19 protein-coding genes and 1 pseudogene are annotated in these 21577 nt (G+C 49.5%); 19 read left to right on the top strand and 1 reads right to left on the bottom strand.

The genetic code is table 11. From position 1 onward, the window contains the following. The 18 genes and pseudogenes from Q0620_RS00940 to purH form a co-directional block, all read left to right on the top strand. Positions 1-181, top strand: a pseudogene (locus Q0620_RS00940) (acyltransferase); the annotation flags it as partial. Next, positions 151-1539, top strand: a complete 1389-nt coding sequence (locus Q0620_RS00935; protein WP_298782829.1) for an ELM1/GtrOC1 family putative glycosyltransferase — start codon at positions 151-153, stop codon at positions 1537-1539. The pseudogene Q0620_RS00940 and the gene Q0620_RS00935, both read left to right, overlap by 31 nt. After that, a complete protein-coding gene (locus Q0620_RS00930) occupies positions 1536-2612 on the top strand; it encodes a glycosyltransferase family 4 protein (RefSeq protein ID WP_298782828.1) in 1077 nt (358 codons plus the stop codon). The genes Q0620_RS00935 and Q0620_RS00930 overlap by 4 nt, the downstream gene beginning before the upstream one ends. Continuing rightward, positions 2609-3796, top strand: a complete 1188-nt coding sequence (locus Q0620_RS00925) for an O-antigen ligase family protein (RefSeq protein ID WP_298782827.1) — start codon at positions 2609-2611, stop codon at positions 3794-3796. Before Q0620_RS00930 ends, Q0620_RS00925 begins: the two co-directional genes overlap by 4 nt. Beyond that, positions 3793-4614, top strand: a complete 822-nt coding sequence (locus Q0620_RS00920) for a polysaccharide deacetylase family protein (RefSeq protein ID WP_298782826.1) — start codon at positions 3793-3795, stop codon at positions 4612-4614. Before Q0620_RS00925 ends, Q0620_RS00920 begins: the two co-directional genes overlap by 4 nt. Further along, a complete protein-coding gene (locus Q0620_RS00915; protein WP_298782825.1) occupies positions 4611-5813 on the top strand; it encodes a glycosyltransferase in 1203 nt (400 codons plus the stop codon). Before Q0620_RS00920 ends, Q0620_RS00915 begins: the two co-directional genes overlap by 4 nt. Further along, positions 5801-6859, top strand: coding sequence for a glycosyltransferase (locus Q0620_RS00910; protein WP_298782824.1), 1059 nt, complete (start codon positions 5801-5803; stop codon positions 6857-6859). The genes Q0620_RS00915 and Q0620_RS00910 overlap by 13 nt, the downstream gene beginning before the upstream one ends. After that, positions 6856-7647: a polysaccharide deacetylase family protein gene (locus Q0620_RS00905; protein ID WP_298782823.1), complete on the top strand. Its 792-nt coding sequence runs from the start codon at positions 6856-6858 to the stop codon at positions 7645-7647. Before Q0620_RS00910 ends, Q0620_RS00905 begins: the two co-directional genes overlap by 4 nt. After that, entirely contained in the window at positions 7644-8399 is a 756-nt protein-coding gene (locus Q0620_RS00900) for a glycosyltransferase family 2 protein (RefSeq protein ID WP_298782822.1), read from the top strand. Before Q0620_RS00905 ends, Q0620_RS00900 begins: the two co-directional genes overlap by 4 nt. Positions 8400-8463: 64 nt before the next feature. After that, entirely contained in the window at positions 8464-10659 is a 2196-nt protein-coding gene (purL, locus tag Q0620_RS00895) for a phosphoribosylformylglycinamidine synthase subunit PurL (RefSeq protein WP_298782821.1), read from the top strand. A gap of 96 nt (positions 10660-10755) precedes the next feature. After that, positions 10756-11637: a molecular chaperone DjiA gene (locus Q0620_RS00890; RefSeq protein ID WP_298782820.1), complete on the top strand. Its 882-nt coding sequence runs from the start codon at positions 10756-10758 to the stop codon at positions 11635-11637. A 107-nt stretch (positions 11638-11744) separates the two neighbouring features. Next, positions 11745-12386, top strand: coding sequence for a hypothetical protein (locus Q0620_RS00885; RefSeq protein WP_298782819.1), 642 nt, complete (start codon positions 11745-11747; stop codon positions 12384-12386). Positions 12387-12402: 16 nt separating this feature from the next. Continuing rightward, positions 12403-13014, top strand: coding sequence for a hypothetical protein (locus Q0620_RS00880; RefSeq protein ID WP_298782818.1), 612 nt, complete (start codon positions 12403-12405; stop codon positions 13012-13014). A 14-nt stretch (positions 13015-13028) separates the two neighbouring features. Then, complete coding sequence (locus Q0620_RS00875; RefSeq protein ID WP_298782817.1) at positions 13029-13652, top strand: hypothetical protein; 624 nt, start codon at positions 13029-13031, stop codon at positions 13650-13652. Between the two features lie 27 nt (positions 13653-13679). Then, positions 13680-14711, top strand: a complete 1032-nt coding sequence (locus Q0620_RS00870; RefSeq protein WP_177387284.1) for a hypothetical protein — start codon at positions 13680-13682, stop codon at positions 14709-14711. A gap of 169 nt (positions 14712-14880) precedes the next feature. Further along, the gene (locus tag Q0620_RS00865; protein WP_298782816.1) at positions 14881-15486 is read left to right on the top strand and encodes a hypothetical protein; all 606 of its coding nucleotides are present in this window, start codon (positions 14881-14883) and stop codon (positions 15484-15486) included. A gap of 331 nt (positions 15487-15817) precedes the next feature. Further along, the gene (locus tag Q0620_RS00860) at positions 15818-16408 is read left to right on the top strand and encodes a hypothetical protein (protein ID WP_298782815.1); all 591 of its coding nucleotides are present in this window, start codon (positions 15818-15820) and stop codon (positions 16406-16408) included. Between the two features lie 16 nt (positions 16409-16424). Further along, positions 16425-17963, top strand: a complete 1539-nt coding sequence (gene purH, locus Q0620_RS00855; RefSeq protein WP_298782814.1) for a bifunctional phosphoribosylaminoimidazolecarboxamide formyltransferase/IMP cyclohydrolase — start codon at positions 16425-16427, stop codon at positions 17961-17963. Positions 17964-18800: 837 nt separating this feature from the next. Here the strand turns inward: purH and Q0620_RS00850 are convergent. After that, the gene (locus Q0620_RS00850) at positions 18801-18989 is read right to left on the bottom strand and encodes a hypothetical protein (protein WP_298782813.1); all 189 of its coding nucleotides are present in this window, start codon (positions 18987-18989) and stop codon (positions 18801-18803) included. A gap of 394 nt (positions 18990-19383) precedes the next feature. On the opposite strand from Q0620_RS00850, the gene msrB reads away from it, so the two are divergent. Continuing rightward, complete coding sequence (msrB, locus tag Q0620_RS00845) at positions 19384-20451, top strand: peptide-methionine (R)-S-oxide reductase MsrB (RefSeq protein WP_298782812.1); 1068 nt, start codon at positions 19384-19386, stop codon at positions 20449-20451. The last annotated feature ends 1126 nt before the right edge of the window (positions 20452-21577 follow it).

Genomic DNA, 21577 nt, shown 5'->3' with positions numbered 1-21577 from the left:
GCGCGGCGCGGATAATCGCTATGAGATCGTGATTAAGGATTTTCCGCCGCTACCTGAAGGGCTAAATAAGGACGAAGCCGAGCTGTTTATCACGCAAAAGTGCAACGACATTTTCGAAGAAGTCGTGCAAACCGCGCCGCAGCAGTGGTTTTGGATACACAAACGATGGAAGATGGACTGATGGCGCGGCAAATTTCAAGAGGCGAGAGCAGACGGGGCATCGTGAGAAATTTATCCGCGCCGCAGAGCTCGCGCCTTTTTGCAAAAGAGCAAAGCGCCGTAAATTTAGGCAGTGCCGCGCGAGAAGGTAAAATTTTAAATCGCGAAAGCTATATGACGATCGCTGTCGTCGCGCGAGATTATAAAAATTCGAACTTTAGAAATTTCATATCGATTTGCGGCAGCCCCTCTTACATTTTGCGCCGTGAAAATTTTAGAGGTAAAAATTTAAGATCGGGTGCCTCAGATTACGCGTGGCACGCAGGCGGCGGCTCTTTAAATTTAAACAGCGAAAACTCCGCTGCAAATCAGTCCGCCCCAAAAAATCCGCATCGAAAAGCGCTCATCTTAAGCGACGGCCGCAAGGGGCACGAGAACCAAAGTATCGCATTTTGCGAGCTAAAAGGGCTTGATTTTTGCATTTGCAAGATCGCTTACGCAAACAAGCTTCTTAAACTCTGCTCCTACGCGCTTGATTTTTTTGGGCTTTATTTTAAAATTTTTAAGTGCGATCTTGGCGGGAGTGGCACGGCGGCGGACCGTAAAAACGGATCAAATTTAAATAGTCCCGCCGCGTCAGATAGCGCAAATTTAGATGCCGCGGCGGATCGCAATTTAAATTTCGCGAATTTCGATCTATTTGTAGGCGCGGGCTCCACGAGCTATTACGCGCTGAAATTTTACGCGCGCAGATACGCAAAGCCGAGTATAGCACTGATGTATCCGAAGGGCTACCGCAAGGATTTTAGCGTCATCATCGCAGGCGCGCATGATCGCCCGACGTCGCGCGCGAACCTTAAAATTTCGCCCGTCTCGCTTAGTTTTTCGCGCCCGCAGGGGCTGTACCGGTCGCAGCGCAAATCCATCGGATTTATCATCGGCGGGCCGAATTCCTGCTTTGAGATGGGGGATGAAATTTTAAAGCAGATTGAAGGCGTAAGGGCGCGGTTTGCGGACTGCGAGTTTGCGTTAACGACCTCTCCGCGCACGCCGCGGGCTACCGAGAGTGCGCTAGAAAAGCTCAGTTGGGATTACAGCGTGATTTATAGCCGCGAGCCCGTAAATCCGATCGGCGATTTTTTGGCGCAGTGCGAGTGGGTTTTTATCAGCGAGGACAGCGTCTCGATGATAAGCGAGGCCGTATCTAACGGAAGTGCGAGCGTAGCTATTTTGAGTTTAAAACGCAAAGACGCTCATAATAAATTTGACGATTTTATAAGCTCTCTCGTTTCTACGGGACATGCTAGGCGCTACGATGAAGCGCTAAAAAAGACCGCAAAGTACGATCTTAAGGCGTTTGTGAGGGAGATAAAAATATGAGGGTCGTGCAAATCCTGCCCGAGCTGAACGAAGGCGGCGTCGAGCGCGGCGTAGTCGAGCTAAATAGAGAGTTTGCGCGGCGCGGCATCGAAAATTTCGTTATCAGTAACGGCGGCAAATTGGCGCCAGAGATAGAAAAAGACGGCGGCATGCACGTACAGCTCGACGTTTGTTCCAAAAATATCCTAAGCGCTCCGGCGCGCGTTTTAAAGCTGCGTAAAATTTTAAACGAAATTTCTCCAGACATCGTGCATGTCCGCTCCCGCGTGCCAGCGTGGCTGGTTAAATTTGCCCATCCCAAAGCAAAGATCGTAAGCACCGTGCATGGGATAAATTCCGTAAATTTTTACAGTAAAATCATGACGGATGCGGACGCGATCATCTGTCCTAGCGGCTATGCGCGCGATCACGTGGTGCGAAGCTACGGCGTAGACGCAGCCAAGATCACGATTATTCCGCGCGGCATCGATCTAGAAAAATTTAATCCCAAAAATTTAGACGAGCGCTTCATCGCGGAATTTAGACAGAATTTTAACCTCGCGCAGGATGATTTCATCGTCTCGGGCGTTGGGCGTATCACGCAGATTAAGGATTACAAAACCCTGATCCGCGCCGCGGCTTTAGCAAGCGAACAAAATCTTAAAATTTTGATCGTAGGCGGCGTGGGAGCGGGTCGCGACGAGTATTTTTCGGAGCTAAAATCGCTCGTAGAGGGGCTTGGACTCGGTGAGCGCGTAATTTTTGCAGGTTCGCAGAGCAAGGTGGCCGAGATTTACTCGCTCTCATCGGTCATGGTAAGTGCTTCAAGCAAGCCCGAGAGCTTCGGGCGCTCGATGGCTGAGGCGATCGCGCTGAACTGCCCGGTGATCGCGACCCGTCACGGCGGCGCGCTAGATATCATAAAAGAGGGCGAAAACGGCTATTTTTTTGACGTGGGCGACGCACAGGCGTTAGCGGGGCTGTTTGCTCCCGCGCGCGAGCTGAAATTTGACGGCTACGGCTACGTTTCGCAAAACTTCAGCCTAGAGCAGATGGTAGAAAAAACGATAAAGGTTTATGAGAGTTTAATATGAAAAAATTTTTTTACGAAAACGGCGCGCTTAGCGGCTGGAGGATCACTTTTTTAACACTACTGCTTCTTTGGTGCGCGTCGCTGTTTTTCAAAAACGCGGTCTATCAGATCTCCTTTGCGGCGCTAAATTTACTCTTTTTGGCGCATCTATTGTATTTTAAAAACTACGCAATTTTAAGCGAAATTTTGAAAAAAACGCGATTTATCGCGATCTGCTTCCTCTGCCTGGTAGCGACGCTAGCGATCTCAAACCTCCTAAACGAGGCGGTTATCTCAAAAAAAGCATGGCAGAGCACGCTATTTTTCGTCCTTCGATACGGCGCGATATTTTTGGTACTTTGCTATTTTTACAAGCTTAAATTTTTTGATCAAAACGCCGTTTTTGCCTTTTTGTTTGTGGGGCTTGGAATTTTATCGGTAAGCGTGATCTATCAGCTTGTAAGCAGCGCCGATGCGATCGTCTTTTCAAGCGACTCTGTTCGCGGAGGTCTTAGCGGAGCGCTTTCGAACCGCAATATTTTAGGGCTTTTTATGGGCTTTGGGCTCTGCCTTAGCGCGGTGGTGATACGGCGGCCTTTGGCGCTTAAATTTGCAGCTCTATTTTTATTTGCATTTTTTATGATCTTTTCATTTTCCAGAGCGGCGTGGGTCGGCGCGTTTTGTGCGCTTGCGTTTTATAGCGCGCTAAATTTAAAGAGCCTAAACAAAAAATACCTGCTTTTCACGGTAGGCTTCATCGCGATTTTTGCTGTTTTGCTTGCGCTTTCGCCGTCGTTTGAACAAAGGCTAGCCGCGCTATTTAGCGGCAACTCCTCAGGCAGAACCGTGATTTGGAGCTATATTTTGGAAATGGCGCAGCAAAAGCCTATCTTGGGCTACGGACTGGGCTCATATATAAATTTGCCGGGTTCCCCGGTCCTTGAGCATCCTGAATATAACGCGCCGCACAATCTATTTTTAGAAATTTTACTTTATAGCGGCGTGTTCGGCCTCATCTTTTACGGCTTGATTTTATTTAGCGTTTTTAAGGAGTGCATTCAAAGCAGGCAGTTTGGGGTTCTTGCGCTTCTAATCTATCTTTTGATAGATTGCCAGTTTGATCACGGCGCGTATCTGTCGAAAGAAGCGCTAAGCTTGGCTACGATTTTGAGCTTTTTGGCTTATCGCATGAGGATTGAGCGATGATCTACGCGGCGGCGGTTTTGGCTTTTGTGGCGGCGGCATTTTTTGCGTGGTTTTGCCTGCGCTTCGCGTGGTGGGCGAAGGATCTGCCTTACGAGTATCCGCGCGTGCTGATGTATCATATGATCCGCGAGCATCTGCCAAAGCACGCCTCTAAATTTAACCGTCTGCGCGTGACACCCGCCGCGTTTGAAAAACAGCTTGCGTGGCTGAAGCGAAACGGCTTTACGAGTTACACTTTAAGCGAGCTTACAAGCTTGGATAAAAAGCCCGCAAAGGCGGTTTGTATTACCTTTGATGACGGATACCGCGATAATCTCACGGGCGCTCTGCCGATACTTCAAAAATACGACTTTAAGGCGACGATTTTCATCGTGAACCGGCGCTTTGAGGGGAATTGGGCGACCGATAAGGATCTGAAAAAATCAAGCGACGAGCTAAATCGCGAACAGATGCTAAGCGACGATGAGGTTCGCGAGCTTTTGCGAAGCGGGCTCATCGAGATCGGCTCACATACGCTGGATCACGCAAATTTACCTAGCTTAGACGCGGCAGAGCAGCTGCGTCAGATGAGTGAATCAAAGCGCGAAATAGAGGCGAAATTTGACATCCCTTGCAGCGCCTTTGCCTATCCGTTCGGCTTTTACGACGAGATTAGCGTGCGCTACGCGCGCGAGGCGGGCTTTAGCTGCGCCGTTACGACGCAAAACGACGTGTTGCGCCCTCACTACTCAAATTTTGAAATTCCGCGCATCATGGTTAGCGGCAGGCAGGGGCTTTTGAGCTTTATTTTGAAGATGAAAAAGGGCAGAAATAGATGAAAATCGCCTACCTTTGCTGCTCCAGATTTTACGGCGGCGTCGAAAAGATCGTGATCGACTCGCTAAATGAGCTTTGCAAAAGCGAGCAGACGGCGCTAATTGTGCCCGATAGATGCGAGTTTTTGCAGCGCTTGGATGCGCGCGTGCAAATTTATCAGTACAAAAGCCGCGACAAGCGCTACAATCCGTTTTTGTTCGTTGAAATTTATCGGTTTTTACGCTCGGGCGGATTTGAAATTTTACATTCGCATGGCGCCAAAGCCGTACAGATCGGCTTCGTGGTCGAAAAATTTCTAAACCTTAAGCTTGTCGCGACCAAACACAACGACCGCAAGGCGCCCGTTTTCAATCGCGTGCGAAACGTCATCGCAGCCTCGCGCAAGGTCGCAACCACGATAAATCACGCCGCGAAGGTGATATATTTTGGCATAGAGCCGCGGCTGGAGTTTGCAAATCATAAAATTTTAGCGCGCTGCAAGGACGCAGAGGGCGCCGCAAATAAGGCGCTTGAGGGGGAAAAAGATGCGCGCGGCGACTCGGCTGGCGCTGTGGGCGCACCGCAAAACATAGCTGGCGCTGCATTTGCGTCGCAAGATACGCCTTTGGATGCGGACGCATCGCAAAATAAAACTGGCAGTGCATTCGTATTGCAACAGGGCGCAAGCGCGGCGGCGGAAAATTTTAAATTTAACATCGTCGCGGTCGGCAGGCTCGATAAGATCAAGGGTTTTGATCTTTTGATCCGCGCCGCAAGCGAGCTGAAATTTGATTTCGAGCTTAAAATTTACGGTCAGGGCGGCGAGAGGCAAAATTTGCAAAATTTAATCGATTTGCTAAATTTACAGGATAGGGTGCGGCTGTGCGGCTTTTGCGACGACGTTGCGGCTGCTCTGAGCGCGTCGCACCTGCACGTCATCAGCTCGCGCAAGGAGGGCTTTCCGGTGATTTTGATCGAAGGTATTTTTTATTCACCCGTGCTGATATCCACCCGCGTGGGCGGAATTTCGGAAATTTTAAGCGAAGAGTTTTTGTATGAGGCGGCGGATCTAGGCGTCAAAATCGATGAAATTTACCGCACTTACGGCAAATCCGTCCGAGCTTTTGCGCAAAAACACGCCAGTCTTAAGCAAACTTTGACGCTGCAAAATTATATCAGCTCGCTTAAAAATTACTACGAGGAGCTGTTATGCGAAGCCTAAAGATCGTGCATTGCGGCATTTTTAACGAATACGACGACGGTAGTTTTTTCTACGGCATGGAACGCAAGATCAGCCACGGCCTCGTTCGCTGCGGACACTTCGTCTATGATTTTAGCTACCGCGATTGGGAGCGGAGTCTGCGCTTTTGCGGGCTGAAAAACAGCGGGTTAGCTAAAATGAACGCCAAACTCGTGCGTATCTGCGAAAACATCGGCGCCGATCTGCTTTTAATCGGCAAGGTCGAAAAGATAAAATTTGATACTCTAAGCCGCATCAAAAAGCTACTGCCGAAGATCAAAATAATCCAGTGGTATGCGGATTTAAGGAGCGCCGATAGCGGCGATTTTAATAAAATTTCCCTAGCCGATGCGTTTTTTTGCACGAATGCTACGGATCTGGCGGAAATTTCGCGCCGCAATCCAAATACTTTGGTTTCGTTTATGCCCAATATCTCGGATGCCGCATTCGATAGAAATTTTGATTTGGAAAAGAGCCACGACGTCCTTTATATCGGCAACGACTACCTGCCTAACAGAAAGGAATTTATCGAGACTCTAAAACAGCTATGCGCCAAAGAGGGGATCGAGATTAAAATTTACGGAAGTTTAGGCGAGCCGTTTGTATTTGGGGAGCGGTTTCAGCAAGAAATTTCGCGCTCTAAAATAGCGATAAATTTTAACGCGGATGACGGCGTTTGGAAGCCGAATCAAAGTAAAATTTTATACTCATCCGATCGAATGGCTCAATTTATGGGGTGCGGAGTTTGCACATTCAGTCCCGCTATAAAGGGCTTGGATAGACTTTTTATGGATGGGCGCGATGTCGTATATTTTAGCGATGTAAAGGATTGTTTTGCCAAGATCAAAGAATGCTTGCAAAACGGAAGTTTCGAGGCTATCGGCAAAAACGGTCGGGCTAGGGCGCTAGAAATCGTAAATGCCACGCGCGTGTCTAAATTTATACTGGAGCTCACGTTTGGCTTAACGCTTAGCGAGCCCTACGAGTGGCGCGAGTTCGTCTATAAAAACGGAGAGAAATTCAGATGATTTATTTTGCGGCTTTTCTGATCTTTGCCGCCGCGGTGGGCGTTTCGCTGCGGTATAACTGGTGGCGGATCCCGCAGGGCTGGCATAAGGCGCGGGTGCTGATGTATCATAGCGTAGAGGAGCATAAGGGCGATAAATTCGACAAATGGCGGCTGAAGCCTGCGGATTTTGAAAGACAGATCGCGTGGCTTGCGAAAAACGGCTTTAGCAGCTTTAAGTTTAGCGAGCTTATCGCGCTAGAGCGGCTGCCTAAAAAGGCGGTTTGCATTACCTTCGACGACGGGTTTGAAAATAATTTTACTAGCGCTTTTGAAATTTTGAAAAAATACGATTTCAAAGCGAGCATATTTTTGGTGCCGGACGCCGTGCAAAACGACTGGGAGCGCGCTAACACGGCCCATCTTGCGCGGATGCTAAGCGAGGAGCAAATTTTAAAAATGCAAGCAAGCGGGCTGGTGGAGTTTGGCGCGCATACGATGCACCACGTAAATTTAGACCTTACCTACGCGAGCGATCCGCAGCTCGCCGCAGACGAGATCATCGCATCCAAGGCTCGCGTAGCGCGTATTTGCGCCCAGCCTTGCGAGGTGTTTGCCTACCCCTACGGTAAATTTAACGACGAAATTTTAAATATCGCCAGATCAAATTTCAAAGGCGCGGTGGTCGTCAAGCGCGGACTTTACGAAGCGGGCGACGACAAATACGCCATAAAGCGCATCGGTATTTTGGGCACGGAGGGGTTTTTTGATTTTTGGTTGAAATTTACGAGGATAAGGAACAAACTATGATTAAAGCGTCCGTTTATGCGATAGTGATGAATGAGGAGCGCCACATCGAGCGTATGCTGCGTAGCGTGGCGGATTTTGCCGAGATCATAATCGTCGATAGCGGCAGCACCGATGCCACGCTGCAGATCGCGCGTAAATTTACCGATAAAATTTACTACCACGACTGGCAGGGCGAGGGGGTGCAGAAAAACTACGCGTTTTCGCTATGTAACAACGAATGGGTGCTTAATCTCGACGGCGATGAGGAGGTAAGTCCTGAGCTAAAAGGCGAGATAGAGGAGTTTATGAGCCAGAGCGATTACTCGGCGCTGGATATTAAATTTCACGAATACTCGCTGGGGCGCAAGTGCTCGGATCTCGTGCGCAAAAATACTCACATTCGCTTCTTTCGCAAGGAGTGCGGCGAGTATAAAAATATGGGGGTGCACGCGCAAATTTCGATCATAAAGGGCGCGGTGAAAAAGAGCAAATTTTGCATCAATCACTTTAGCGAAAAGCCGATCGCAGAGCTCGTTACGAAAAACAATAACTACTCCACGCTGCGCGCGCAGGGGGATTTTGAAAAGGGCAAAAAGCCCAGTCTTGCGAAGCTTTTGCTGATCTATCCGTTTGCGTTTTTTAAATCATACATTTTGCGCAGATCGCTTTTTGACGGGCGCAAGGGATTTATCACGGCAAACATTAACGCATTTTACGCGTTTTTAAAAGAGGCGAAGCTTTACGAGAAGTATCTTAAAAAGGGCGAAGATTAATCGAAATGATAGAAAATTTTAGCTATCATTGGGACCTAAATTTAACGGCGAAAAGGGCGAAAAAATGGACAAAAAAGTAGTAGCGGCACATAAAATTTCAGACGAAGAATATGAAAAAATTTTAAAAATTTTAGGTCGCGAGCCGAATCTGCTCGAGCTTGGGATTTTTAGCGCGATGTGGAGCGAGCACTGCAGTTATAAATCGAGCAAAAAATACTTAAGCGGTTTCCCGACCAAAGCGCCTTGGGTTATCCAAGGCCCTGGCGAAAACGCAGGCGTCATCGACATCGGCGGTGGCATGGCTGCGGTTTTTAAGATGGAAAGCCACAACCACCCTAGCTTCATAGAGCCTTTTCAAGGGGCTGCGACCGGCGTGGGCGGGATATTGCGCGATATCTTTACGATGGGCGCGCGCGTCGAAGCCAATATGAACTCGCTTCGTTTCGGCGAGGTGCGAGGAAGAAGCGAAAGCGCTAGGAAGCAGCGCTATCTGCTAAAAGGAGTAGTTGCAGGCATCGCTCATTACGGCAACTGCATGGGAATCCCTACGATAGGCGGCGAGACGACGTTCGACGCTAGCTTTGACGGCAACATTTTAGTTAACGCCTTTGCTCTGGGTATCGTTAAAAAGGATGAAATTTTCTACGGCAGAGCCGAAGGCGTGGGCAATAGCGTGATCTACGTGGGCTCCAAAACCGGGCGCGACGGGCTCGGAGGAGCCGTTATGGCGAGCGATAGCTTTAATGACGCAAACAAATCCCTACGTCCGACCGTGCAGGTGGGCGATCCGTTCGCCGAAAAGCTGCTAATGGAAGCGTGCTTGGAGCTTTTTAAAACCGATTACGTCGTGGGTATCCAGGATATGGGCGCGGCGGGACTTACTTCAAGCAGCTTTGAGATGGCGGGGCGTAGCGGTAGCGGCATGAGGTTAAGCTTAGACAAGGTGCCGATGCGCGAGGCAGGGATGAGCCCGTATGAGCTGATGCTAAGCGAGAGCCAAGAGCGCATGCTGATCTGCGCCAAAAAGGGCTGCGAAGAGAAAATCAAAGAAATTTTTGCCAAATGGGATCTGGATGCCGCCGTCATCGGCGAGGTGACGGATAGCGGCAAGATGGAGCTTTTTTGGCACGGCGAGCTAGCGGGCGTTATCCCGATCGAGCCGCTTAGCGAAGCCGCACCCGTGCTGGATCGCCCGATAAAAGAGCCTGCATATATGGCGCAGATCGCTCAGCAAAATTTATGCGGCTGCGGCGCAAGCGAGCGCGAGCTGGATTCGGCGTTTGATAAAATTTTTGGGGACCCCGAAGTGCTAAATAAATCCTACATCTACGATCAATACGACGCCAACGTAGGGCTAAACTCCGCCAAGCGCCCCGGTATGCTGGGCGCTGCCGTGATGCGAGTTAAGCAAAACGGCGTAAAGCTCGCGATGGCTGCGGACTGCAACACGCGGATGAATTACGTCCATCCTCGCATAGGCGCGGCGCTCGCGGTAGCGTCGGCGGGGCGAAAGGTCGCTATGAGCGGCGCGACGCCTCTAGCCATCACCGATTGCCTAAACTACGGCAATCCGCAAAATCCCGAAGTTATGTGGCAGTTCGCGCAGGGCTGCGAGGGGATCAAGCAGGCTTGCGCCGCGCTAAATACCCCCGTCGTAAGTGGCAACGTAAGCCTATATAACGAAACGGGCGGCATTAGCATTCAGCCCACTCCCGCGATCGTATGCGTGGGCACGAACGAGGGTGAGATCATCCCTAGCGATTTTTGCGCTAGCGGCGTGAGCGTCTATTTGGTAGGCGATACGAAGGGCGTTTTTGCGGGCTCGCTTTATATGAAAGCGGTGGAAAATCGCGTAGCAGGCAGCCTACCTGAGTTAAGTTTAAAGGCCGAGCGCGCGCTGTGGGACTTCGCGATAGAAGCCGGCAGGAGCGGGGTTTTGGAATTTGCAAATTCCGTAGGTATCGGCGGCGTAGCGATTACGCTTGCGAAGATGGCGTGCGTGGGCGGCGTAGGCGGCGAGTTTGAGATGAGCTGCGACGATAGCAGAGATATTTTCGACGAGAGCTTTTCGCGCGCGATTTTCGGCGTGCGCGACGAGGAGAAATTTAAAGAGCTGGCCGCAAAATACGGGCTAAGCTTGATGCGTCTAGGCATCAGCGGTGGCGAAGCGTTTCGCATAAATTCCGTCCGTAAAAATCTAAAGGCGCTAAAAGAAATTTACTTCGGCGAGTTTGCTAAGATCGTAAAGAGCGAAGATTAGCGCGTGCTCGGCATTATATTTCTTTTAATCGCGCTTTATATTTTTGCCCAGATCGGCGGAGTTTTCGGCAACTCGGGCTATCGCGGTAAGGCGCGAATGCAGCTAGGAGAGGCTAAAATTTTAGTAGCGCTTCTGGCCAAGGTCGCCAAAAGCGACGGGTACGTAAGCGAGTCCGAAGCTGCGATGATAAGCGAAATTTTAGACGATTTGGTGCGCCAAATGGGCGCCGGCGAACGCGAACGCCAGGCGCTGAAGCTCGTTTATAAGCTCGAGAAAGAAAACCTCGCAAACGTACGCGAGCTCGCCGAGAAATATAACCAAACCTACCGCCCGAGCCCGAGCCGCAAAACGGGGCTAATCTATTTCTTTTTAAATTTAGCCTACGTCGATCGCGGTTTTAGCGCGGCAGAGCGGCGCACGATCTCGCAGATTTGTGACGGATTGGGCATTGCGGAGCATATCCAAAGCCAGATATTCGCGACCTTTGAGCGCAGTTTTTACGGCACATATTACGAAAACGGCGGCTCGCAAAGCAGCTCCGCTTACGACGAATACGACGGCTATAGCACAAGAAGCGGCGGGTATTGGGACAAATACGGCGGCAGAAGCACGGGTGGCTACGGAAGCAGCAGTTACGGCGGCGGTACGGGCTACGGCTATGGCGGCTCGGCGGGTTCGGGTTACGGAGGCTCACAAAGTTCAGGCGGTTCATACGGCGGGTATTCTGGCTCGGGTGGTGGCTCGCAAGGCTACGGATCGACCAAAAGCAAAAGGGATCCGTATGAAATTTTGGGGCTCTCCAAAGACGCTACGTTTAGCGAGATCAAGAAAAAATATCGCGAGCTAGTGAAAAAATACCACCCCGACATCCTGATGGGCAAGGGTGCGGACGAGGAGATCATCCAGGAGGGCACGAAGAGGCTTCAGGAGATCAACGAGGCGTATAAAATTTTAAAGGAGCGCTTCGGCGAGAAGTAGGGCGAGCAAATTTTAAAATTTGAGGGCGCAAAACGCCTTGAAATTTTAAGATGGATCGCGATACAGTGATAAGGTGCAGCGAAGGATTAGAATTTAAGGAGTGATAAATGAAAAATTTTATAATTTTTGCCGTTTTGGCGGCACTACTTGGAGGATGCGCGGGCAAAAAAGATCAAAACGGAATTGCCGACTCGGAAGATATCGCAATGTTAAGCTTTGACAAAAATATTTCCACCAGATACCGAGCCCATAACGGAAAACTCTATAAAAATGGCAAAGTGTTAGGCAAATATCTTACGGCACCGGGACTTGGTACGCACATTTATACTGATGAAATGGGAAATGGTTATATAGATTCCAGTGCGATAAAGAAACATAATTCTAAAAAAATTACGGAGATAATATTCGTTCCGAACGAATTTATTAAAGTGATCTCTTATAGCCATAATGACGGCGTTTGTAAAGCATTGTCCGCAGGAAAATATGTACATATAAAGGAGTATATTACTATATATTCACGAGGCGAGCCGATCGTGGCATATAGTTATGATGTTTTGATGTCAAGAAAAGGAATGGGGAAAATTTCATCCAGGTATGATTTCGTTAATGAAAAGTTATCTTATGTGGATAAAAAAATTTTAGAAAAACTAAATTCGACAGTAGCAGATCATGTGCAAGCATCCGTCGTGCTTAGCGGTGCTACGCTTCTTGGTCTGCTTTGTAGAGAAAAGTCTAAAAGGTTGGATTAAATTTAAGGAGTGATAAATGAAAAATTTTATAATTTTTGCCGTTTTGGCGGCACTACTTGGAGGATGCGGGATATTGCGCCCGGCTAAGAGCGACAAGGAGTTTAAATTTTACGACGGCAACAAAACCGTGATCTATAAATTTGCGGGCGAGGATCTGTATGAAAACGGCAGAAACTTAGGCGTGTATTCTATGGATAGAGGCGAGTTTAGGATGCTTGTGCTCGATGAAGCGGGCAAGTCTTACGGCAATAACTATAAGTCCGCGCTGAATGCCAAGCGGATGAAATTCTATCTTTTTAACGACGAAAGGGCAATGGTATTTAGCATTTGGCACAAAGATGGGATTTGTAGCGTCTATAATGCAGGCAGATACGTAAATTTCGACTATACTTCAAATATGTTTAAAGACGGCGATTGGCTTTACGCGGACGGCAAAATTTCAAAAAGCGAGAGCTCGGTGCAAAATATGAGCTCAAAAACGTTGAGCGCATATAAAAATATGAATTTTGAAAAAGCGGTCGATCGCAAAGATACGAAATATATCGCGGAGGACTTGGCTGTGGCCGGATTTTTCAAAAAGACGATCGAAGGTCTTAAAACCATGGTTTTAGACGATTTTTGCAGATAAACTTTGGAGAATTTATGGATAAAATTAAAATTTTAGCGCTGCTTGCGGCGGCCATGCTGCTCGCAGGCTGTATGAAGGTAAAGTATTCGCAAGCCGAGCTGCATCCGGAAAATTCCGTGATGATGAGCTATGACGGGCAGACCGTCACCGAGTATAAAATTTCAGGCGGCGTGCTTTTAAAAGATGACGCGATCTTAGGAAGATACGAAGAGGCGGGCTCCAATCTCTATCTATTTACGGACGAAAGAGGGATGAACGTGGCTGGGGATCAAATTTCGCAAAGAGCTCTAAATAAATTTACGATCTACGTTTTTACGCCCAATAAAGAGCTACGAATCGCCGAGTATTCCGCGAGCGGCGGCGTTTGTAAGGCCTTTGCGGAGGGCAAATTCGTAAGCCTAAAAGAGCACTTTAGCGGCTACGCTTCCTCCGCGCCGCTTTATTCATACTCGTTTTCGGCTTCGGTGTCGCAAAACGCGAGCGCAAACGTGATCTCGCGCTATGAATACGTGGGCTCAAGACTAAAAAATAGTAGGGCATTCTTGCAAAGCCCGCATACGGCTCTAGGTAATACGGTGAAAGAGAGCATCGAGTGGCACCGGGACAAATTGCGCGATATTTGTAAGATAAAATTTTAAAAACCAAACCAACACGAAAGGAAAAACATGGGATTTTTATCCAAAGACGAAGAGCCGCAGAAGCAGGGCGCCAAAAAGGCGGCGAAGCAACCGCCTATTTTGATGAAGCAAACGCAAGAGGTGATCACCAATATCGAGAAATATCTGGGCGCGCCGCTGCTTACATATTTTAATTCGGGCGCGGGCAGCGTCTGCGGCAACGACGCGATCAGTATCAACGACCACCTCAAGGGCAAGCATTTCGAAAAGCTCTACCTTTACATCAAAAGCGACGGCGGCAGCGGTATCGCATCGCTTAAGATCGTCTCGATCCTACGCAACCACTGCGACGAGCTGATCGCGCTGGTGCCTGCAAACTGCGCTTCGGCGGCTACGATGATGGCGCTTGGGGCGAATAAAATTTTAATGGGGCCGCTAGGATACCTAACGTCGGTCGATACTTCGCTGCGACACGAGCTTTCGCCGGTTACGAACACCAACGACCAAGCCAACGTCTCGATGGACGAGTTAAGCCGCGTGGTTAAGCTTTGGAAAAATAACGAGCGCCCGAACGACGAGAACCCGTACAAGGAGCTTTACAAATATATCCATCCGCTCGTTTTCGGCGCCGTCGATCGCGCAAGCAGCCTGTCGCTTAAAATTTGCCGCGAAATTCTGCGCTACCACTTCGAAGATGAGCAAAAGATCGCCTTTATCAGCGACAAGCTAAACAGCGGCTATCCGTCGCACGACTATCCGATCTTATTCAGAGAGGCTAACGAGCTTGGGCTTCAGGTCGAGAAGATGGATACGCGCCTAAGCGAGATGCTTCAAATTTTAAACGAGCTCTACGCCGAGATGGGGCAGCGCACTTTCACCGACTTCGACGAAAACAACTACCACGACAACAACATCGCCAATATCATCGAAATTTCGGGATGCCAGATCTACTATCAGATCGACAAGGATTGGTTTTACCGCGAAGAGGAGAAGCGCTGGATCGTGCTAAACGACGAGAGCTCGTGGCGCAAAAACGAGATTGACGGCAAAAATATCAAAAACAGCATCTATTATATTTAGTGCGGTTTTTGGGTCTCGTGCCACTTTAAATTTGCGGCTTGTAAAATTTAAATCGGCGCGCAAAATTTAAACGAGTGCGTAAAATTTAAACAGGCGGCGCGAGCGGTTTTGTGCAAACGCGGCGTGCTTGTTTATCAAACGGCGCGCCTTAAAATTTTAAAAGGGAAAAATGAAAAATTTGATTTTAATCTTTTCTGGGTTTTTGCTTGCGGGTTGCTTCGCTACGCCTTCAAAGGCCAAAAACGGCGACGCTTTGAAAATTTTCGACGGCAACCAAACGAGGGTCTATGAGGTGCGCGCGGATCGGGTGTATGAAAACGGCAAGCTGCTGGGCAAATATGAAAAGATAGGCGAGGCGGAGTTCGGCGTCGCGACCGACGGGCAGGGCGGCTCATACGCCTACACCGACGATAGCGCGGTTAAAAGCAAAAATTTAAAGAGCTACAACAAGTATCTTTTCGATCCGAGAAGCGGCGTGAAGGCGGTGAAGCTTCACCACGAGAGCGGCATTTGCGAGGCTTACAGATCGGGATATTTGGTGGATATTACGATTTATAAAAGCATTTACGACGGCACGGCGTTCGTCAGCTCCTATAGCGCCAAGGTCTATATTTCGAACTCGCGCGCGCTAAGCAGTGATGAAAAATATGAATATCTAAGCCCTGCGCTTGCAAAAAATATGAGCGAGAAGCAGCGACAAACGGCGCTAATGGAGCTCGTAGGCGACGACATAGCCGCGCTTATGGACGAGCTGGAAAACAGGATGTGCAAGTAAATTTAAAATTTTAAAAGCGGCAAGAGGAGGCGCCAACCTAGCTCAGCGATAAAAGCTGCGCCGTGAAATTTTAAATTTAACCGGTTCGCGCCGATCTTTTCGGCTAAGCTTACACTGCAGTTTAAATTTACGTTTTGTGCGCGGCTTTTAAATTTAGCCTTTGCAAGCGGCGCAGAATTTTAAAATTTACGTCCGCGCGAGCAAAGCGGCGGCATTTGAAAAGTAAATTTAAAATTTGCGCGCGGTAAATGCGGTAAATTTAGAAAATTTCGCTTTGCCGATTCCGCTTCATAAATTAGACAAAATTTTAAAATTTAAAGGATTTTTCGCGATGAAATTTTTTATCTCGTCTCTGTTTTTGGCTCTGTCGCTGCTCGGCTGCGCGGGCAAAAACTCGCCCGAAACCGATAAAACCTACGTTCTTTCAAGCGAGCTTGGAGATACGAAATACGCTTTTTACGGCGAAAATCTCTACGAAAACGGCGCGATCTTAGGCCCTTACGAAACGCGAGGCGATGCGAAGCTTGCGATTTTAGGCGGTAGCGGCGCAAATTTAGACGAAAACCCAAAGCTCATAAAACTATATTTTTTCGAGCGCAGATACGGCGCGATCTATACCGCAAGCCACAAAAACGGGGTCTGCGCCGAGTATAATAAGGGAAATTTCGTAGATTTTCAAATTTTATTTAATATTTTTCAAAGCAAAGAGTGGTTTAATTATAGCGGCGGTATCTCTGTGGGCAGCGAGAGGCTAAAAGAGCTGAGTTCGGCGCGTATGTCGAAATTTAACGGCGCAAAGCTCGGCGCAGCAGATGAAAAAGCAAGGTGCGAGTATCAAAAGGCTCGCCGCGAGGCGATTTTGTATTTTCAGCTTAACGCAAACGATATGCGCGAGCTGATTTTTAAAAAACTATGCGAATAAATCAAAAGGAGAAAAGATGAGAGCGTTAATCAGCGTAAGCGATAAAGAGGGCGTCGTAGAGTTTGCCAAAGGGCTTGAGCAGCTCGGATTTGAGATTTTAAGCACGGGCGGCACGTTTAAGCTTCTGCGCGAAAACGGCGTCGCGGTGCTCGAGGTTAGTCAATACTCGGGCTCGCCCGAGATGTTTGAGGGGCGGGTTAAGACCCTGCATCCAAAGATCCACGGCGGAATTTTGTATAAGCGAAACGATGCAAATCACGTAAGCCAAGCCGTGCAGCACGGCATCGGCGGCATCGATCTCGTGTGCGTAAATTTATATCCTTTTAAAGCGACCGTAGCTCGCACCGACGATTTTTCCGAGATTATCGAAAATATCGATATCGGCGGGCCTGCGATGGTTCGAAGTGCGGCTAAGAATTTCGCGAGCGTATATGTCGTCACGAGTCCGCTTGATTACGGCGCGGTTTTGCAAAATTTAAGCGGCGCGGACGAGAGCGAGAAGCTGAAATTTAGGCAAAATTTAATGATAAAAGCTTACGAGCATACCGCAGCCTACGACGCGATGATCGCAAACTATATGAACGAGCGCTTTAACGGCGGCTTCGGCGCGAAAAAATTTATCACGGGCAGTAAGGTCTTCGATACCCGCTACGGCGAAAATCCGCATCAAAAGGGCGCGCTTTACGAGTTCGAGGAGTTTTTTAGCAAGCACTTTAAGAGCCTAAAGGGCGAGGCGAGCTTTAATAATATGACCGATATGCACGGCGCGCTGATGCTCGCTAGCAGCTTCGGGGAGGCGCCCGCGGTGGCGATCTGCAAGCACGCCAATCCATGCGGCTTTGCCGTAAAGGGGAGCCTGCTTGAAAGCTACGTAGAGGCGCTAAAATGCGACCCCGTTTCGGCATACGGCGGCGTCGTGGTGATAAACGGCGTTTTGGACGAGGAGCTGGCGCATAAAATCAATGAAATTTTTGTCGAAGTTATCCTTGCCGCTCGCGTTACGCCCGCGGCGCTTGCGGTATTTGAAAAGAAAAAGCGTATTAAAATTTTCGAGCAGGGCGGGGAGTTTTTAATGCGCGAAAACGACAAGTATGATTTTAAATTCATTGACGGCGGCTTCGTATATCAGCAGCGCGACTACGTGGGCGCGGACGAGGTCGCAAACGCCCGCTGCGTCACGGGGCGCGCGGCGAGCCAGAGCGAGCTTGATGATCTAAAAATCGCGTGGCAGATCGCCGCACTTACGAAGAGTAACTGCGTGGTTTACGTCAAAAATCGCGCTATGGTCGCGATCGGTATGGGTATGACGAGCCGCGTGGACGCCGCACGCGCGGCAGTAGCGAAGGCTCGCGACGTGGGCGTCGATCTGTGCGGCTGCGCGCTTGCTAGCGAGGCGTTTTTCCCGTTTAAAGACAGCATCGAGATTGCCCATGCTGCGGGCGTCGTAGCGGTGGTGCAACCGGGCGGCAGCATCCGCGACGATGAGGTGGTCGCAAGCGCCGATGAGTTTGGCATGGCGATGTATTTTACGGGAGTGCGCCACTTTTTGCACTAAATTTTGCTCGCCTGCGGTGGAGCGGATTTATTGCGCTGGCTTCATAACTTTTTATGCCGTTGCAAATCTTAAAAACCGCGCCGGAGCGGATCTCGTTGCTCGTTTCGTAGCGGACACTGCGCGGATCTAATGCGCGGTGCTTTGTTACACGCCAACGCGGTGCGGATCGGGCTATCTCCGCTACACAGCTGCGCGCGATGTAAATTTGGCTGCGCTCCGCTACGTGGCGGAGGCAGTGCGGATCTGACTGTTCGCGCTTCGTTATACTACTGCGCGGCGCGGGTTTTTGGCTATGCGATATGGCGCTACGTATAGGCGCGGCACAATCTAAATTTAAATCATCCGCCGCCCCTGAATGGTCGCGAAATTTTATCTAGCGGCCGTGGCGCGAAAATTTTAAATTTAATCGCGCACGCAGCAGATGGGTTTACGCCTCGTCGCCGTACAACGACGCACAAATTTTATCTCGCGGCGCGAAAATTTCATGGCGCCCATTTTGCGTTGAAATTTCGGCGCCGTTTCGCAGCAGATACGGAGCGGAGTATAAATTTTTAAGGCGGTGCCTCGTCGCAATCGGCGCGCTCGTAGATAAATTTTAATCGCGCGGCAAGCGGATGGACGCCGTGCCGCAACCTAAGCGGCGCATAGATAAAATTTAATCGCGTAGTAGAGTAGCGGGCGCAGCGCAAAGCTTCCGTCCCGCGAGCAGTCCGTGCCCTCGCAAAACGACGCCTGCGGTAGAATTCGGCCGCGTCGTAAAACTCGCAAAGGCGCTAAATCAGGCTCAGATTGCGGTGGCGCGGCGGTAAATTTTGATCCCCACGACGGTAGCAAAATCTAGCCGCGAGGCGCGACGATAAAATTTCGCGCCGCAATAGGGCGTATCAAAATCTCTAAAATCCCCACGTAAGCCGCGATGAATGGATAAATTTCACGCGAGCCGTAGCGCAGGCGAATGGACGGCGCAAGGGTCTCGCTCGTAAAAGGGACAAATTTCATCGTAGCGCAGGGGCGATGAAATTCCAACCCCGCAACGGTAGCGAAATTTTAATTCTTGCCGCGGCGATCAAATCCAACCGCTTACCGCGCTAGCGAAATCCAGCCCCCCCGCTGAAGCGGTAAAATTTTAATCTTGGCGGCGGCGGTAAAATTTCAGCCCTCGTTATAGCATAGAATTTTAACCGCTTGCGAGGAGGTAAAATTCCGATGCTGCAGCGCGCCGCGAGGATAAGATAAAATTTTGATCTTGCGCCGCAGCGATAAAATTCTAATTCTGCGGCGACGGCGAGCCGAAAGCTCCGATCCCGCGGCGATAAAATTTGGGTAGCGATCCGCCGTAAGCGATAAAGTTTCTCTCTTTCACTCTCGCTTCATTTAGAGATTGTAAAATTGCGCAAAATTTCAAAACGAAAGGATCAAAATGAAAATTTCTAAAGTTTTAATCTGCCTCTTTGCTTTGGCGGCGGGTTATTTAGTCGCGCTCAATGCCGCAGGCGGCGGTAGCTCGGCGGACGCAAATTTTAAAGTTAAAGGAGGCGGCGTGAACGCAAACGTAAAAGAAATTTATCTAGCAGGCGGCTGCTTCTGGGGCATGGAGGCGTATTACAAACAGCTCGACGGCATAGTCGCGACGCAGGTGGGCTACGCCAACGGCAAGAGCGATAAGGCAAGCTACGAGGGCTTACATAGCAGCGATCATGCCGAGACGCTACACTTAAAATACGACGCTAACGTCATCAGCGAGCCTGAAATTTTGGCGCATTATTTCCGCATCATCGATCCGTTCTCGATCGATAAACAGGGTAACGACCGCGGCCGCCAGTATCGCACGGGCATCTACTACACCGATGAGGCGAGCGGCGAGCTGGCGCGCTTTTTCATAGCGGCGCAGCAGGCGAAATTTAAAGAAAAGATCGCCGTCGAAGTGGCGCCGCTAAGGAATTTCGTCCGCGCCGAGGAGTATCATCAAGACTACCTCGGTAAAAACCCCGGCGGATACTGCCACATCGATCTGCGCCTTGCTAAAAAGCCGCTTGAGGACGATGAGAAATTTAAAGTGCAAAGCAAGGAGGAGCTGAAGAAAAATTTAACCGAGCTTCAGTATCAAGTCACGCAGGAAAAGGCGACCGAGCGGCCGTTTTCGAGCGAATACGACAAGAATTATAAAAAGGGCATCTACATCGACATCGTGTCGAAAAAGCCGCTGTTTTCATCCACCGATAAATTTGACGCGGGCTGCGGCTGGCCGAGCTTTTCAAAGCCGATAACGACCGATGCGATCGCCTATGCGCAAGATGACAGCCACGGCATGCAGCGCGTCGAGGTCTCCAGCCGCGTAGGAGGCAGCCATTTAGGGCACGTCTTTGAGGACGGACCGAGAGAGAAGGGCGGTATGAGATACTGCATCAACGGCGCGAGTTTGAAATTTATCCCGCTTGAGGAGATGGACGCGCTAGGCTACGGGGATTATAAAATTTACGTAGAATAAGCGCCGCTTTCTGGGTTAACTCGCGATCGAGCGGCTGCGGGTTTGGCTTACGGCTGGGCGGTTTATCGGTTCGGTTGCCGATCGGTTGGCGGTATATTGTTTCGGCGGTCAGTCGTTTTGTAACTCGGGCGCGCGCTCTTCTAGTCTGCGGCTACTGCTTTTGGCGGTCGGTCGGTTTTATACGGCTCCGCTATCGATAAATTCGGCGGCTGGTCGGTTGTTTGAGGACTAGTCGGTTGCCGATCGGTTTGGCTGGCGGCTAGTTTAGTTTGCGGTCGAGCGGAAGCTTGACGATCGGCGGACGGCTTGTCGGTTTGATGATTTATCGGCGGATAAATTGGTTTGGCAGCCACAGATGGAATTTTAAAATTCCAAATACGATAAATTTACCTCTAAAGAATTTCATGCGGCGTAGCCGCAATAGAAAGAATTTAACGCGAGCGCAGCTCGCCCATATAGCGTTGTAGGGGGTTTTGCAGGCGAGCAGAGCAATGCGGTGCTGCGGCGGCGGCACCCGCAAGAAATGTGACATCGCAATTGGGGTCCCCTTCCCGCCCTGATAGAAACGGAAATCACGGCATAAATTCCACAAGCCGTGGATTCGGCGATAAGATTTTGAAATTTTACTTTTAAGACGCGGAAGCGGTGTATGCTTGGTAAGAGATGCAGCGTAAAATTTGAAATTCTGCAACGAAAACGGCGTCTATGCAATGCCCGCTCTGCATCCGCGTCGCAAATTTTAAATTTAGGATAAAATTTTGATGACGCACCCCGCGCAAAATAGAAAAATCCCCGCATAGATCGCTAAAAACGGCGCGATTATCGCATAATGTATGACGAACTCGAAAAAATTGTAGATCAAATGCTTGCTTTTGGGCTCTTTAAATTTTAATTCTAGCGGCTCGTTCGAATTAAACGGCGTATTGGATCGCAAGATGTGCCTCGGACTAAACATCCAGCGCACCAAGTCTATTTTATTGCGCTGCATATAGTCTTTGCCAATCCCGCATACGCCGTTTATATAGCATGCAAAAGCCGCCGAAAAACAAAATGAGCCCGATGTCGATCAGTCTATCCGCCATAGTGATCTTTCCTTTGTCTTTTAAATTTAGAAATTTAGCCCGCC

The sequence above is a fragment of the uncultured Campylobacter sp. genome (assembly GCF_938017615.1).
Lineage (GTDB): Bacteria > Campylobacterota > Campylobacteria > Campylobacterales > Campylobacteraceae > Campylobacter_B.
Note: the sequence above shows the minus strand (reverse complement) of the source record. Positions and strands in the feature narration are given on the sequence as shown.

Excerpts from the sequence above, each read along its gene's own strand:
- Q0620_RS00930 (WP_298782828.1), top strand. The coding sequence starts at position 1,536 with ATGAGGGTCGTGCAAATCCTGCCCGAGCTGAACGAAGGCGGCGTCGAG.
- Q0620_RS00925 (WP_298782827.1), top strand. The coding sequence starts at position 2,609 with ATGAAAAAATTTTTTTACGAAAACGGCGCGCTTAGCGGCTGGAGGATC.
- Q0620_RS00920 (WP_298782826.1), top strand. The coding sequence starts at position 3,793 with ATGATCTACGCGGCGGCGGTTTTGGCTTTTGTGGCGGCGGCATTTTTT.
- Q0620_RS00915 (WP_298782825.1), top strand. The coding sequence starts at position 4,611 with ATGAAAATCGCCTACCTTTGCTGCTCCAGATTTTACGGCGGCGTCGAA.
- Q0620_RS00910 (WP_298782824.1), top strand. The coding sequence starts at position 5,801 with ATGCGAAGCCTAAAGATCGTGCATTGCGGCATTTTTAACGAATACGAC.
- Q0620_RS00905 (WP_298782823.1), top strand. The coding sequence starts at position 6,856 with ATGATTTATTTTGCGGCTTTTCTGATCTTTGCCGCCGCGGTGGGCGTT.
- Q0620_RS00900 (WP_298782822.1), top strand. The coding sequence starts at position 7,644 with ATGATTAAAGCGTCCGTTTATGCGATAGTGATGAATGAGGAGCGCCAC.
- purL (WP_298782821.1), top strand. The coding sequence starts at position 8,464 with ATGGACAAAAAAGTAGTAGCGGCACATAAAATTTCAGACGAAGAATAT.
- Q0620_RS00890 (WP_298782820.1), top strand. The coding sequence starts at position 10,756 with ATGCAGCTAGGAGAGGCTAAAATTTTAGTAGCGCTTCTGGCCAAGGTC.
- Q0620_RS00885 (WP_298782819.1), top strand. The coding sequence starts at position 11,745 with ATGAAAAATTTTATAATTTTTGCCGTTTTGGCGGCACTACTTGGAGGA.
- Q0620_RS00880 (WP_298782818.1), top strand. The coding sequence starts at position 12,403 with ATGAAAAATTTTATAATTTTTGCCGTTTTGGCGGCACTACTTGGAGGA.
- Q0620_RS00875 (WP_298782817.1), top strand. The coding sequence starts at position 13,029 with ATGGATAAAATTAAAATTTTAGCGCTGCTTGCGGCGGCCATGCTGCTC.
- Q0620_RS00870 (WP_177387284.1), top strand. The coding sequence starts at position 13,680 with ATGGGATTTTTATCCAAAGACGAAGAGCCGCAGAAGCAGGGCGCCAAA.
- Q0620_RS00865 (WP_298782816.1), top strand. The coding sequence starts at position 14,881 with ATGAAAAATTTGATTTTAATCTTTTCTGGGTTTTTGCTTGCGGGTTGC.
- Q0620_RS00860 (WP_298782815.1), top strand. The coding sequence starts at position 15,818 with ATGAAATTTTTTATCTCGTCTCTGTTTTTGGCTCTGTCGCTGCTCGGC.
- purH (WP_298782814.1), top strand. The coding sequence starts at position 16,425 with ATGAGAGCGTTAATCAGCGTAAGCGATAAAGAGGGCGTCGTAGAGTTT.
- msrB (WP_298782812.1), top strand. The coding sequence starts at position 19,384 with ATGAAAATTTCTAAAGTTTTAATCTGCCTCTTTGCTTTGGCGGCGGGT.